This is a genomic window from Nostoc sp. WHI, assembly GCF_015714725.1.
Classification (GTDB): domain Bacteria; phylum Cyanobacteriota; class Cyanobacteriia; order Cyanobacteriales; family Nostocaceae; genus Nostoc.
On the sequence record NZ_WBKM01000184.1, the window covers coordinates 14,190 to 27,025 of the forward strand.

The 12,836-nt window shown below is 42.0% G+C and carries 10 protein-coding genes and 25 tRNA genes; 32 read left to right on the forward strand and 3 right to left on the reverse strand.

Annotated elements, in window-relative coordinates; all coding sequences use genetic code 11:
- Window positions 1-145 precede the first annotated feature (145 nt).
- The gene (locus tag F8S12_RS18995; protein WP_196517683.1) at window positions 146-1,186 is read right to left on the reverse strand and encodes a J domain-containing protein; all 1,041 of its coding nucleotides are present in this window, start codon (window positions 1,184-1,186) and stop codon (window positions 146-148) included.
- A gap of 1,107 nt (window positions 1,187-2,293) precedes the next feature.
- Here F8S12_RS18995 and F8S12_RS19000 point away from each other — a divergent pair.
- A complete protein-coding gene (locus F8S12_RS19000; protein WP_230968103.1) occupies window positions 2,294-2,455 on the forward strand; it encodes a hypothetical protein in 162 nt (53 codons plus the stop codon).
- A 206-nt stretch (window positions 2,456-2,661) separates the two neighbouring features.
- Window positions 2,662-2,835, forward strand: coding sequence for a hypothetical protein (locus tag F8S12_RS42015; protein ID WP_196517684.1), 174 nt, complete (start codon window positions 2,662-2,664; stop codon window positions 2,833-2,835).
- 257 nt (window positions 2,836-3,092) lie between these two features.
- Here the strand turns inward: F8S12_RS42015 and F8S12_RS19010 are convergent, their stop codons facing one another.
- A complete protein-coding gene (locus F8S12_RS19010; protein ID WP_196517685.1) occupies window positions 3,093-3,473 on the reverse strand; it encodes a hypothetical protein in 381 nt (126 codons plus the stop codon).
- A gap of 488 nt (window positions 3,474-3,961) precedes the next feature.
- Between F8S12_RS19010 and F8S12_RS19015 the strand changes: the two genes are divergently transcribed.
- The 26 genes from F8S12_RS19015 (at window position 3,962) to F8S12_RS19140 (ending at window position 7,117) form a co-directional block, all read left to right on the forward strand.
- Window positions 3,962-4,483, forward strand: a complete 522-nt coding sequence (locus F8S12_RS19015; RefSeq protein WP_196517686.1) for an HNH endonuclease — start codon at window positions 3,962-3,964, stop codon at window positions 4,481-4,483.
- A 202-nt stretch (window positions 4,484-4,685) separates the two neighbouring features.
- Window positions 4,686-4,763 (forward strand) — tRNA-Tyr (locus tag F8S12_RS19020).
- An 83-nt stretch (window positions 4,764-4,846) separates the two neighbouring features.
- Window positions 4,847-4,920: transfer RNA gene (locus tag F8S12_RS19025), tRNA-Arg, on the forward strand.
- A gap of 6 nt (window positions 4,921-4,926) precedes the next feature.
- Window positions 4,927-5,000, forward strand: a tRNA-Cys gene (locus F8S12_RS19030).
- A gap of 5 nt (window positions 5,001-5,005) precedes the next feature.
- Window positions 5,006-5,082 (forward strand) — tRNA-Ile (locus F8S12_RS19035).
- A 100-nt stretch (window positions 5,083-5,182) separates the two neighbouring features.
- Window positions 5,183-5,250 (forward strand) — tRNA-Lys (locus tag F8S12_RS19040).
- 34 nt (window positions 5,251-5,284) lie between these two features.
- Window positions 5,285-5,361: transfer RNA gene (locus F8S12_RS19045), tRNA-Glu, on the forward strand.
- Window positions 5,362-5,368: 7 nt separating this feature from the next.
- Window positions 5,369-5,449, forward strand: a tRNA-Tyr gene (locus F8S12_RS19050).
- 4 nt (window positions 5,450-5,453) lie between these two features.
- Window positions 5,454-5,538, forward strand: a tRNA-Ser gene (locus tag F8S12_RS19055).
- Window positions 5,539-5,544: 6 nt separating this feature from the next.
- Window positions 5,545-5,618: transfer RNA gene (locus tag F8S12_RS19060), tRNA-Arg, on the forward strand.
- A 6-nt stretch (window positions 5,619-5,624) separates the two neighbouring features.
- Window positions 5,625-5,698 (forward strand) — tRNA-Phe (locus tag F8S12_RS19065).
- A 9-nt stretch (window positions 5,699-5,707) separates the two neighbouring features.
- Window positions 5,708-5,782, forward strand: a tRNA-Asn gene (locus F8S12_RS19070).
- Window positions 5,783-5,787: 5 nt separating this feature from the next.
- Window positions 5,788-5,861, forward strand: a tRNA-Gln gene (locus F8S12_RS19075).
- 5 nt (window positions 5,862-5,866) lie between these two features.
- Window positions 5,867-5,944 (forward strand) — tRNA-Leu (locus F8S12_RS19080).
- Window positions 5,945-5,949: 5 nt separating this feature from the next.
- Window positions 5,950-6,026 (forward strand) — tRNA-Pro (locus F8S12_RS19085).
- A gap of 3 nt (window positions 6,027-6,029) precedes the next feature.
- Window positions 6,030-6,103: transfer RNA gene (locus F8S12_RS19090), tRNA-Leu, on the forward strand.
- Window positions 6,104-6,123: 20 nt separating this feature from the next.
- Window positions 6,124-6,201, forward strand: a tRNA-Leu gene (locus tag F8S12_RS19095).
- A 3-nt stretch (window positions 6,202-6,204) separates the two neighbouring features.
- Window positions 6,205-6,281: transfer RNA gene (locus tag F8S12_RS19100), tRNA-Lys, on the forward strand.
- Between the two features lie 5 nt (window positions 6,282-6,286).
- Window positions 6,287-6,361 (forward strand) — tRNA-Lys (locus F8S12_RS19105).
- 6 nt (window positions 6,362-6,367) lie between these two features.
- Window positions 6,368-6,441: transfer RNA gene (locus F8S12_RS19110), tRNA-Leu, on the forward strand.
- A gap of 11 nt (window positions 6,442-6,452) precedes the next feature.
- Window positions 6,453-6,528: transfer RNA gene (locus tag F8S12_RS19115), tRNA-Met, on the forward strand.
- Window positions 6,529-6,536: 8 nt separating this feature from the next.
- A tRNA-Thr gene (locus F8S12_RS19120) sits at window positions 6,537-6,610 on the forward strand.
- 103 nt (window positions 6,611-6,713) lie between these two features.
- Window positions 6,714-6,789, forward strand: a tRNA-Val gene (locus tag F8S12_RS19125).
- 6 nt (window positions 6,790-6,795) lie between these two features.
- A tRNA-Arg gene (locus F8S12_RS19130) sits at window positions 6,796-6,868 on the forward strand.
- Between the two features lie 5 nt (window positions 6,869-6,873).
- Window positions 6,874-6,947 (forward strand) — tRNA-Ala (locus F8S12_RS19135).
- Between the two features lie 87 nt (window positions 6,948-7,034).
- Window positions 7,035-7,117, forward strand: a tRNA-Ser gene (locus tag F8S12_RS19140).
- 143 nt (window positions 7,118-7,260) lie between these two features.
- Here the strand turns inward: F8S12_RS19140 and F8S12_RS19145 are convergent.
- Window positions 7,261-7,425, reverse strand: a complete 165-nt coding sequence (locus tag F8S12_RS19145) for a hypothetical protein (protein ID WP_230968104.1) — start codon at window positions 7,423-7,425, stop codon at window positions 7,261-7,263.
- 138 nt (window positions 7,426-7,563) lie between these two features.
- On the opposite strand from F8S12_RS19145, the gene F8S12_RS19150 reads away from it, so the two are divergent.
- The 4 genes from F8S12_RS19150 (at window position 7,564) to F8S12_RS19165 (ending at window position 12,529) form a co-directional block, all read left to right on the forward strand.
- Window positions 7,564-8,169 (forward strand): YdcF family protein, encoded by a 606-nt coding sequence (locus tag F8S12_RS19150; RefSeq protein WP_196517687.1) that lies wholly within the window; start codon window positions 7,564-7,566, stop codon window positions 8,167-8,169.
- Window positions 8,170-8,388: 219 nt separating this feature from the next.
- Entirely contained in the window at window positions 8,389-8,628 is a 240-nt protein-coding gene (locus F8S12_RS19155) for a hypothetical protein (RefSeq protein ID WP_196517688.1), read from the forward strand.
- Window positions 8,629-9,209: 581 nt separating this feature from the next.
- A complete protein-coding gene (locus tag F8S12_RS19160; RefSeq protein ID WP_196517689.1) occupies window positions 9,210-11,843 on the forward strand; it encodes a DEAD/DEAH box helicase in 2,634 nt (877 codons plus the stop codon).
- Between the two features lie 194 nt (window positions 11,844-12,037).
- Window positions 12,038-12,529 (forward strand): hypothetical protein, encoded by a 492-nt coding sequence (locus F8S12_RS19165; RefSeq protein ID WP_230968105.1) that lies wholly within the window; start codon window positions 12,038-12,040, stop codon window positions 12,527-12,529.
- Window positions 12,530-12,836: the final 307 nt, after the last annotated feature.

The following is a 12,836-nucleotide window of genomic DNA, read 5'->3' on the forward strand; positions in this document are numbered from 1 at the left end:
CTTCTAGATTTGCTTGAGAGACTTTTTCAGCAAGCCCTAATTAGGTTTACTTATAGCAAGGCATATTTTTGTGCTTTTCATCATCATCTGAAACTTAATACGTCTTCATTCAGTGCCAACTCTGATTTTTGAGAAAAATCAACTACTATCTCATTAATTCTGACAACATCTGTTCAAGAATATCTTCCATAATTTCCTCGTCTAAGGAGTGCAGAGTTGGTGGTCCGCCAAGAAATTCTTTGATAGTTATCTTCTGTTCTCTGAAGTCTTTGACAAAATCCCGAATCTGAGAAATAACGTTAATTTGATTGTCTATCGTTTCTAGCATAATAGCCATAGAGTCAATGCCTTTTTTAGCAGCTTTGCGAGAATCAGAAACCATAGTTCCAACGTGAGTATTTTTTGCCAAACGTAGTTCCCGTTTCAAGTTTTCATATTGAGTCAGGAGAATTTGATTTTGCTGTTCTATAGTTCGACATTTCCGAGTCAAGTCATCTTCGCTATTATTGTCAATAACTTCCCCGACTTGGTGAAGCCGCTCAATTTCTAGAAGTCTTGCTAAATCACCTTCTTGGTAGGCTTGATTAATGGATTTCATAATTTCTGTATGATCTGTCTGTGTCTCGCTGTCTTTTACCTTGTCAGGGTGGAAGATTTCAGCTAACCTCAGAAATGTTTCACGAATTTTTCTCTTATCTCCTGTTCTAGCTTCACCATGAGACTCTTGTGTTTGCCAATGTTGATGGCGACCTTCAGCAGTTTCCCTTGAAAAATCTGATTCGGGTTCGGGATTGTCAAACAATTCGTCTAGCTCTGTTGAAAATTGTTTGCGGCTTGGTTTGAGACTAATGATTCCTGTGACTTGGAGCTTAAGGTAAACTGCCTCTATATTTTTAAAAGTTTGTTTACCAAACTTTCTACTAGTAAAAATCTCATCAAATAAAACATGAATATCCTGGTCTAACTCAGCCATTTTTTGAAAGCTGGGACTGGCTTTATGAAATATTTCTGTGGCGAAACTTCGCGTCTGTTCAATAAAGTTATTCAGTTCTGTGCGTTTTCTTTTAATCTGTTTGAGTAATGATTGGTGTGATTTTTCTAGAAACTGTAAGCGGATATGTAATTGAGAGAGAGCCAGTGGAGTTGTAACAGTCGAGTGGGATAAAGGAGGGGTTTTTCGAGGCATAGAAGATTTATGCTTTTTTCAAGGGAAAAAACTCTAACGACAATTGACATCTCAATGATGATACACGAATGTCTACTGAGATTAATTTTCTCTTGACAGCTGTGCCGGGAGCAACGCGATTTTTTGAAGTTGGGCAAAAAACAAGCAATGCCGTATCCCCTACACCCTATCCCCCACACCCAACTCCATGACCATTGCCGTATGTGCTGTGATTTATGGAGCGAATGGTTGGACGGTAGTCGAAACGTATGGCTGTGCAAAGTATGAGTTGCCATGATCCGGATCATGATGAGGCGACTGGCATAAATTTGACCCTTCAAAACTTTTTAAATACCCTCTAAGCTTGACTTTATCCATTTTTCTCTACGGGTTATCACAAATTTAGGCGATCGCTAAAAGATGTAGGTTTTGTTGCATACATAACTCTTAAATACAGCCTTGGTAAATACTAGTGACTCGCACAATACTCTGAGACTGAGAGCCAATTGTGTGTATCTTCCCATGAATACAACAATACCAGTTGAAATTACCAGTATCCTACTGCCGTTTTCGGCGCTTTTTACCAAGCCAGTCTGGGGTCTGGGGTCATGCCCAAACTTTGGTAATGGGAGCGATTTTAACAACAGGTAAACGTACCATTACTTCGGTACTTATAGTATATGCCAGCCCAGAGGAAGACCATGGCAGATTCGTGACTTTCATTGCCTTGAGATTGCCGCCGAAAACTACCTTGTAACTTGTAACTTGTAACCTATACCCTGATTCAGGGTACTCGCATTACCCGACGCTCAACTATCTGGCGACAGACACCGCAGGGTTGGAAGATTGTGTATCACCAAGGAACCGTGGTAGAAAATACCTGAATAGAATGTTTACACTCTGTACCGATACGAGTTCTCGATATGCTATCTGACGTTGGGGTAACTTTCTCACGCCATCTATTCAGTCCACTGCGGGGCATCTGTCACCAGTTTTGTTACAAAAAACATTGGGGCATAGTTCGGTAGCGATTACGGAAATGTATCTTCATGCCAGACCGACTGATAGTAGTGGGTTGTATTTGCCCGATGATGATGAGTGATGGGGTGATTAGTTCTGGAGGAAAATATGAAAGTTTCATTTGAAAAAACTTACCCAAATATTGCTCGTTGGGTAGATGAGCATGAAGGCTGGATTGAAATTGGTTATGACGTAGATAGTCCTCTCAATTATGAATGTGCGCGCACTCGATTGTGGTGGAATGTTTTGGGAGGGAAAAGAAAGTTATGAAAGTTTGGATGCAGCACTGCAAGATTTAAATGCGGGGCTAGAAGCTGTATTAAAAGATATTTATGGCTAGTAGCGATCGCCTATATGTATGAATGAATTTGATTAAGCTTTCGTACTGCTAGAAAGCATTACAATTGGTCAAGCCGCAGTTTAATTATACTGAATGATGTTCACCCATTCTCTGTACCCAAACAATTGGTCAGAAATTGCCACTTCAGTTAAGCAACAAGCCCAGTGGTGTTGTCAAAAGTGCGGGTTACAGTGCATCCCCCCAGGAGAAAACACAGCAAAACTTACACGCTCAAAACGTAGAGTGTACACGCTACAGGTACACCATTGGGACAGAAATCCAGCAAATAATCGCAGAGGCAACCTTATAGCTCTGTGCAGTGCTTGTCACCTTTTCTACCATAGAGGCGGTAAGTCTAATGTTTCACCGGGGCAGTTATCGTTGTGGTAAATGCGATACCTGCTTTAACTCTTCGGGTAACAGACTCAAACTCAAAAGCCTAGTCATAACGACTAGGCTTGAGTTGGGTATATTCCCAAAGGTTAATTATAGAAAGTGCGTTATATTTGCTTGTCTGTGTGTTACTACCACAGTAAAGTTAGCGATTCCGGAAAATTAAAAACGATATTACTCGATTCCAAACCAACCGCCAGTATCACCACCAGCCCAGCCGCCATTGCGTGCAGCAGAAAATGTTTGATTGCAAAGGGTTTTGAACTCAACAGCAGCACTAATATCTTTACCCTCATAACCCAAGGGGTGAAATATCCGCCCAATGTATCGACCTTGTAATCGGATTTGACCCATTACATAAATTCCACCACCAACAGAATAAATACTTCCTTCTTCATTGCGAGAATAACAAGCAATATAACCACCATCTCGCAACATATACTTGTTGACGGTGGGCAGAATTTTCTCTGTATATCCAGGCGCTGCCCAGTTGACAACACTCCCTTCGTTACTAACGTATACCCTAAAGTCTTCTGGTAAAAGATAATTTGTCATTTGATATGCTACTGTTTCACAGAATACTGAAAACAACAGTGTAGCAGTAGTATCTCAAACTCTACCCACCTTTATATAAAACCCAAGGCATTCACGCAGCGTTCGCCCGTCCCCAGAATTGTGAGTAGACAAACGTATACTACAACTGTATTATTAATATAAGTCTCAATTACAAATACTACAAACCTTCAATGATAAGCAGATTCTCCTCAACCATTAATAGCGTGATGCATTGCCGACCCAGCAAGGGTTTAGGCAGAGTAATCGTGCTATTTGCGTTTGAGGGAATGTATTGTTTTGGCGGCAGTAAATTGCAGCATGAAAGTATTTTTGAAGCGATTGCTGGATGGCTGAATCTAGATCAACTTATCCAAAGCGGGAGGTGCAAATGTCTTACAGCACCAACATAGGGCAAAAAGTATCAACGAAGAGACCCCCGCTTCTGAATCTCAGAGGCGGGGGTTATTTTTTGAGGAGTGAATTCAGTGATGCAAGCTCAACCACACATATTACAAAATTCGGTGGTGGTGTTCTCTAAGAACTACCTACCACTGGCACGTATCAACATCAAACGAGCAATCGTGCTGTTAGTCACAGGTCAGGCAGAATCGTTGAATTTTGGTACTACAAAGCAGTGGGAAGTTCGTTCACCCAGCGTCGTACTAAAAGTTCCTGAACATATTCGCTTGACCGTTGGTAATCCCGAACGCCACTGGAAAGTACCACCTGTAAATCGGCGTGAAGTACTCAAGCGAGACAACCACACTTGCCAATACTGCGGCAGCAGCAAGTGTCTGACGCTCGACCATGTAATTCCCCGCTCAAAAGGTGGGCAGCACAGTTGGGACAACGTTGTAACAGCGTGTGAGAAGTGTAATTCAATCAAGAGCGATCGCTTACCTCATGAAGCTGGAATGGTTCTCAAAAGTAAGCCTAAAGCCCCAATTCACCCAGCAGTAGCATTTGCTGAACAGTTTTGGAATGCACAACGCCTGAGTGAGAACGAGTAATTAACTTCAAACCTAGTCAGAGAGGGCAATAAGCTCGATTACGTAACACTGCCCTCTCAGTTCTTTCAAAAAGTTTGTAGTATGCCCTTGACATTCTGTAGCACGTTATGTAGTATAAATGTAGTAAAGCACTACAGCCTCTCAAAAAGGCATAGCGCAAACACTTCTGAACCATGAAAACTAAATAATTGCCATCCAACGTGGGGGTGTAGCTTAGTCTGGTTTAAAGCAGTCGCTGTATTCGTGCGAAAGACCGTGAGTTCAAATCTCATCATCCCCGTGTAGCCTTGTGGACAAATAGACAAGTCGTTCTGATTCTCAGTCAGAGAGAAGCGGGTGCAACTCCCGTCAAGGCTTCCAAATGAGGATGTAGCTCAGTCGGAAAGAGCGCTTGTTTCCGAGGCAAGTGGTCACAGGTTCGATTCCTGTCGTCCTCGTAGTATGTCCAGGTCGCCTAATGGTAGGGTGTTGGTCTGCAAAACCGACTGTGCGAGTTCAATTCTCGCCCTGGACTCCAAACGTTGCAGTGTAGCGATTTACGGCAAAGCCCCAAGCTCATAACTTGGTATATGCGAGTTCGACTCTCGCCACTGCTACCAAATGCACAGATGGTGTAATGGCAACACTACAGTCTCCAAAACTGTTGTTCTGGGTTCAAGACAAGCGTCTGTGCGTTGCCGTGTCCTAATCGAAAAAGCTTACATACTAGCCGAATGGTAAGGCAACTGTCTCTTAAACAGTCTATGCAGGTTCAATTCCTGTGTGTGAATCAACAGCTTTTTCAACTTACATGGCATACATGGTGCAGAAGCGAAGTGGCCGAGCGGCACGTCTTTCAAGCGTGTAATTAGCGGGTTCAAGTCCCGTCTGCACTACCAAATTCATGGGTCGGCTCGCCTACTGGTGTGAGCAACGGTCTGTAAAACCGCCGCGTTTGCGTTGCTGGTTCAATTCCAGCCCGGCCCATTCTGGAGAGATTGCTATCGGCAGGGCAAGCTGTTTGCTAAACAGTCGTGGATGTAAGTCCACTGTGGGTTCAACTCCCTCTCTCTCCGCCTTATGAGAACGTGGTGTAACTGGATAACATCTCAGATTACGAAACTGAAGATTGAGAGTTCAATTCTCTCCGTTCTCGCCTTATCCCCCGGTAGCTCAGTTGGTAGTAGCGCCTGTTTAAAGAACAGGAGGTCGTCAGTTCGATACTGACCTGGGGGACTGGCACATTGCCCCATAGCTCAATGGCAGAGCGACGCGCTGTTAACGCGGGGGTTGTAGGTTCAAATCCTACTGGGGCAGCCATTTATTGGGAAGTAGGCAAACAGGCAAAGCCATCGCACTTTGAATGCGAAGTTTGAGGGTTCGATTCCTTCCTTCCCAGCCTATACTCCTGTAGCCCAACTGGAAGAGGCGGCTGTCTCAAAAACAGTCTGTGTACGGGTTCGACTCCCGTCAGGAGTACCAGATATCGGGATGTAATTCAGTGGTCTAGAAGCCTTGTTTTGGGGACAAGGAGCCGTAGGTTCAAATCCTACCATCCCGACCATTTGCCCTTGTGACGAAACTGGCAAACGTGCTGGTCTTAGAAACCAGATTTTGTGGGTTCAACTCCCACCAAGGGTACTGGGCATTTGCCCAACTATACTCCCCTGGCGAAATTGGTAAACGCTTCCGTTTGAGGGACGGAATTTTTGCAGGTTCAATTCCTGTCGGGAGTACCAAATTGGGTCGTTGGCAGAGCGGGTATGCAGCCGCCTTTTAAGCGGATTCATCCAGGTTCAACCCCTGGGCGACCCATCCAATCTTGGGCGTTTGGCAGAACGGTTATGCTCCTGACTCTTAATCAGGCTGACACAGGTTCGACCCCTGTAGCGCCCACCAAAACTTACCCCTGTAACCCAAGTGGAAGAGGTGCCGAACTTAAAATTTGGAAGTTGCTGGTTCAAATCCAGTCAGGGGTATTGGTGAATATGCGGGGATGGAGCAACGGTGGCTCATCAGGCTCATAACCTGAACATCGGCAGCTTCAACTCCTGCCCCCGTCACCAAAATTAGTGCTGGTGTAGCTCAATGTGGCAGAGCAACTGACTTGTAATCAGTAGGTTGCAGGTTCAACTCCTGTCACCAGCTTCAATGCGATTGTGGTGTAATGGCAGTATCAGAGTCTTCCAAACTCACGGTACGAGTACTCTGCGAGAACGCTGCGCGAACGAGTCTCGTCAATCGCTCTTTTAGCCCTGTAACTCAGTTGGGAGAGTGCCTCTCTTACAAAGAGGAAGTCGTAGGTTCAATCCCTGCCAGGGCTACCAATTTATGGGAGTGTTGTCTAATGGATAAGGCATCGATCTTCTAAATCGAGCAATGTAGGTTCGACCCCTACCACTCCTGCTCATGGGTTCGTAGCTCTAATTGGGAGAGCGCCTGTTTTGCACACAGGAGGTTGTGAGTTCAAGCCTCACCGAATCCACTCTTGGTGTCTGAAGCCAAAGCGGTCGCGGCACTGGTTTGTGGAACCAGTCATAACGGGTTCAAGCCCCGTCAGACACCTTTCAATGGAAGATGCTGCTCAAGGGAGGGCAACTAGTCTTGAAAACTAGAGCAGGGTAACACCTGGGGGTTCAATTCCTCCATCTTCCACCTTCCACTTGAAGCCGAAAAGTGAGGCGCTGTGCTGATAACACAGATTATTGAGGGGCAGTACCTCCCTGGTGGATTCTCCCTGCTCCAGCGTAGACCGACGCAGGCATTGTTGCAGCTTGACCAAAAGTATCTGTGATCGCCTACTTCTGGTGAACCACAGTTTTTAAAACCGTCGCTTCTTTGGATTTAGATAGAAGTGCGATCGCTTCACCTAATAATTTTGTACCTTTAACAGCACGACTGATAAATATAGCGGCTATTGGCGCACCACCACGCACAGACTGAGCTTGTATGATTAATCGCACAGCGTTACTCGCGGATTGTAAATCCAAGCCCGTGGGTTGACAGGGAACTACAGCTCTTGTCAGTTGTTTATAACAGTATAGGACTTACGCACTTAACTTAGATATTGAAACTAAGCATGAAAAATAGCATAACAACCCATGCTCAATTACAAAATTCACAAAAAATGGTTAATTTTGGTGACACTAGCTTTGATATCTGCCTTGTTGCTGGCGATCGCTTCTTCTGCCTCAAGTATTTATTTATATGGCAGCAGTACTAATAATATCAAGGCAGATGCAGCAATTGTTTTAGGAGCGGCAGTTTGGGGAGAAGAACCATCTCCTGTTTTCAGAGAGCGAATTAACCACGCCATCAACTTATATAAAAATGGATCTGTTAAAACAATCATTTTTACTGGCGGAGTTGGCGAGAGTAATGAACCACCTGAAGCTATAGTTGGAAAAAATTATGCACTCGCGCAACAGGTAAAAGCTGCTGATATTCTCACTGAAACTCAATCTCGTACAACTCACCAGAACCTCACAAATGCTTTGGAAGTAGCGAATGCTCACCAATTAAACAAGTTTCTTATTGTTAGCGATCCATTGCACATGAAACGAGCAGTATTGATGGCACGAAATTTAGGAATGGATGCACATTCGTCTCCCACACCGACTACCCGCTATCGCAGTTTTCACAGTCAAATGGAGTTTTTGAGCCGAGAAACTTATTTTTACTTTGTCTACTTAGTGTTTAAAATCTAGCTGTAGCAGACTGCAACTAAAAATTGCCTAGTTGAGCGATGACACAAAGTACCCCCTAGAAGCGATCGCAACAACAAAAGCAAGTTTTAGTGAGCGCTCACGCCTGAAATCGCTAAATTTTAGCTAACATTTCCTTTCGGCAAACAGTGACAACTGTCCCGGAGAAATATTCCCGGTTAAAATTGTGGTTTCTTATATTGCAATAACAGAGCTAGCAACATGAAGCCATCGTGGAAAACTACCATAATCTTAACTGCGATCGCCGGAGCTACCACCATCGCTATCTTGATTTTCCAAAGAACTAACCAGCCATCCATCGCCCTTACTGAAGAATGGATAGCTACTCAAGTGGCAGATGGGGACAGCATGACAGTTCATCAAACCGATGGAAGCCAAATGTCAGTTGAGCTATGTGGTATTGATGCCCCAGAATTCAAAAAGGGGAAATCTATATACTGACAACTTAAGTAAAATTTCGTATTTATATATAATTTTTATACATTGAGTTTTAATACAAATAATCTTAATGGGGAAGCCATTAATGTTTAGAGCCGTGTGGTTAGGATTTTTGGAGTAAATTAGCTTTGCATCATCCTCAAAATAAAATGTGCGAATTTCTGATGCTTGAGGTATAGCGGTTCTCACTCCCATGAGGTACATAAAAATCCTTATCGGTTCAAGGTGACGTAGCTACTGCCAAATGATTAATTGAATTTGAGTAACGGTGCAATCCTACCCGCAGTATTAACTGGTGTGTGGAAAAAGTACTGTGGCAATTAAAACGCGATCGCTGTTTCTAAGTTAGTCAAGTAGTCAAGCGAGTAACTAGTTTTATCCACATATATGAGTTATTCGCGGAGTACTGTGTCTGATTTAACACTTATTAATTTTTTCGTTACTAATTACTTCATGAAGACTTTACTTTTCATACTGAGCAAGAATAAAGCCACTTCTACCGTACTTGACCGAATACGGTTTACCTCGTATTAATTAGACAATTTTTTTACCAATATAGTTATAGGAATTTCCAGGTTGCATTAATGAGTTATACAGAATACCAAAAAAAGTTTAATAAAGCACTTGACGATGAAATTAGAGCATTACGAAAAAGTGGTGGACAAAAAACCTTTTTGAGTGACGGTTCCTTTTTAGGTAAACGTGGTGGTCAATATATATATTCCCTTACCACAGATACTGAACTGCGTTTCCCTGATGATACTCCAGTAGATTTAGAGTATAAAAGCAAAAGATATAGTGGAATTTTAGTTTCTGTTGAAGGCTTTGATATTATTTTGGCATTACAGCAAAATTTAGGAGATTCAATTCCTACAGCTATACTCTATACCTCTCCCTGGTTTTTATTGGAAGAACTTAAAAAGCGATTGCTAGAAAGTTCTAATCTAAAGGGAGCTAATAGAAACCTAGCGGAAATATTACTAGGGGATAAAAGTGAAACCAACTCTTCAACAAGCAATAGCCAAAAACTGTTAAATCAAATTGAGCAACGACTACAAAAACCAATAGGTTGCAATGAATATCAGAAATCTGCTGTTGACAAGGTACTTAATCGCCAAGTCAGTTTTATTTGGGGGCCACCAGGAACAGGAAAAACTAAAACTCTGGGAATCACCGTCGCTGCATTGGTTCAAGCTGGTGAGTCAGTTTTGGTGGTAGCTCATAGCAACACTGCTGTTGATACAGCTATGAAAAGTGTAGCTGAGTATTTGCAAGGTGCGCCTATTTATGAAAATGGGCTAGTGTTGCGCTATGGAGTTGCTACCCCTGGTAGTCTAAACGAGTTTCCGCAGTTACACGTTAGAGGAGTAGCACGTCAGCAGAATCCAAACTTAATAGAGCAAATTGAACGTTTAGAAAAACAACGCAAAGATTTGGTCAAGCGATCGCGTCAGGAAAAGCTAACCCAACTGCAACGCCAGAGTATTCAAAATGACATTGCCACTGTCAAACAAGCATTGCAGCCCCGAAAAGAACAGTTGAAACAGAAAGAAGCTGAACTGATCAAACAAGCAACAGTGGTTGGCTGCACCTTATCAAAGGCAGCGATCGCCAAAGAAATCTACCAACGCCGTTTTGATGCCATAGTAGTGGATGAGGCGAGTATGGCTTATATTCCCCACTGTGCTTATGTCAGCACCCTGGCCAATCGTCGTATTGCTATTTTTGGTGACTTTCGCCAGTTAGGGCCTATCTCACAAGCAAAGACAGAGGCAACGCAGCAATGGCTACAACGAGATATCTTTGATGAAGCTGGTATTACTCAAAAGGTAAATAACGGTCAAATTGACTCATGCATGGTGTTATTAAAAACACAGTACCGCATGAATCCAGCTATTTCTAAAATACCAAATCAGCTTTTTTACAATGGTCAACTGCAAGATGGCTCTGGTGTAGAGCAAAGGACAATGCCGATTGTCCAGAGTCAGCCACATCCTGGGTCAGCCCTAATCTTGTATGACTTAAGCCAACTTTCAGCTTTTTGTTTTAAAGAACAGCAGTTTCACAGCCGTTTTAATATCATTTCAGCTTTAGTAGCAGTCAATCTAGCTTACCAAAGTACCCAGACTAATGATTTCAGCGTCGGTATCATTGCTCCTTACAAAGCTCAAGCACATTTAATCCAACGTTTGCTGCAAGATTTGCACCTTACTGAGAAGTCTGTCAGGTGCAATACAGTTCATCGCTTTCAAGGGGCAGAACAGAATGTGATTATTTTTGATGCTGTTGAAGGTTCACCACAAGCTAAGGCAGGAAAATTGGTTACAGGTGGAACGCAAAGTACAGCTATGCGACTTGCCAATGTTGCTGTTAGTAGAGCGCAAGGTAAATTTATTGGTTTATTTAATTATCAATATATTCAGAAAACCCTTAACTCTTTTAATATTTTTCGTAAATTTGTTGACCGTATATATGCTCAAGCTAAAACCCAATCACTCACATGGGCTTTACAACCACTCAGCGATTTACCAGGAGTAACTTATTTTTCTAAAAGCCAAGATGCTTTAAAACAAATAAAGTTGGACTTACTTGCAACTAAGGAAGAAATCGCCATAGCTTGGCCAAACTCAACTAGCAATAACCCACTTCTTACTCCCACATTAAAGCAGTGTAATTCTCGTGGGATCAGATTTTTTATTACGGGTCAAAGTCGTAATTCTATCGCTACTGGGCTACAAAATACTCATGTTTGGGATAATAAAGCTAATACCAATATTGGGTTAGTTGGTATTGACGGTAAGTGTTTGTGGATATATTTAAATCCAAATTCATCATTAGCACCAGTTATTCGGATAGATTTATCAAAAACTACAAAATTGTTGTATAGCTTTTTACGTTTATTACCTGAACAAGATCCAGGCTCCATAACAACTAAAATCAGTCAAGGCGAAGATCCGTTTGGCAAATGCCCTGATTGCGGACAACCTCGCATGTATGGTCATACTCAATATGGAGCTTCTATTATTTGTGCTAAAAACCCTAACCATTCTTCTAGGAAAATGAACGAGAAAGATACAACCCTTTTGATTAAATTTATGAATATTCAATGTTCAGTTTGTAAGCAACAAGCAATTCCTTGCAAAAGCTATAAGGGTATTTATATAGGCTGCTCACAACGAAATTGTAGCTGGTCAACATCACTAGAATCATTAATTTAGGTCTACGGTTGCCTGAGTTTTATGACAACTATTCAAATAACTTTTGTAGTTTGTGACCTAAATCAGTGCCAAAATATCATAATTGTGTATAGAATTAATCAATTGAAACAAGTAAGTGTTTTTAAAAATACACTAAGTTGTTGACGGTTGGTATTGACTGTCAACCCTCAACTAGTAACGGTCAATATATTTCTATGCTTCCGTCAGTATTTAAAACTTGCATTCCTAGAGAAGAAATTTTAGAGGGGGAACTCTCTTCTGACTTATTTGCCGCTAAGTTACGGCTAGTTGTCGAAGGACTTGCGCCCCAAGTCTACCAAGACCCCACAGCCTTTTTCGCCAATACATTTGCTACCGATGGTTTGAAAACCCTAATCTCGGAAGTGTTCGGGCGGTTGGTAGGTGCTGCTGTCGGCTCCCCCATTATCCGACTAGAAACCAGCTTTGGTGGTGGTAAAACCCACGATGAAATTGCTTTGTGGCATATTGCTAAACATGGACGAGAGATTCCGGGACTAGACCGTTTTACTGATAACATTAATTTAATTCCAGATCGACCGATTCAAGCAGCTGCGATCGCTTGCCAAGACCTTGATCCAGTTAACGGTGTTTACCATGCGGATACTGGCGTTACAGCAATTCTCATTTTGAAAACAAAAGAAGATAAAGTCCTCTTGTTTACATAGAGAACTTCTGTCTAATTATGATTTATTTGAAAGATAATCATAATAATTAACTGAAGAGAAACAATTTTAAAAATCTGCCCATGAAAAAATAGATTTCAACTTATAAATATAGCTGAAATTCCGACCTACTTTGTAAATTCTCTTAATTAATAATCTTTACCTCCTCTCAAAAATTTGACATTTTTAACTAGAATTTACTTTTGTGAGAGGGACATATTCGGTAAGAATAAATAAGAAAAACTCCGACCAATTTTTAAAGCAAATAAATTTTAATAAGGTACGAATATCATTAAAGAAACTAGTCCGA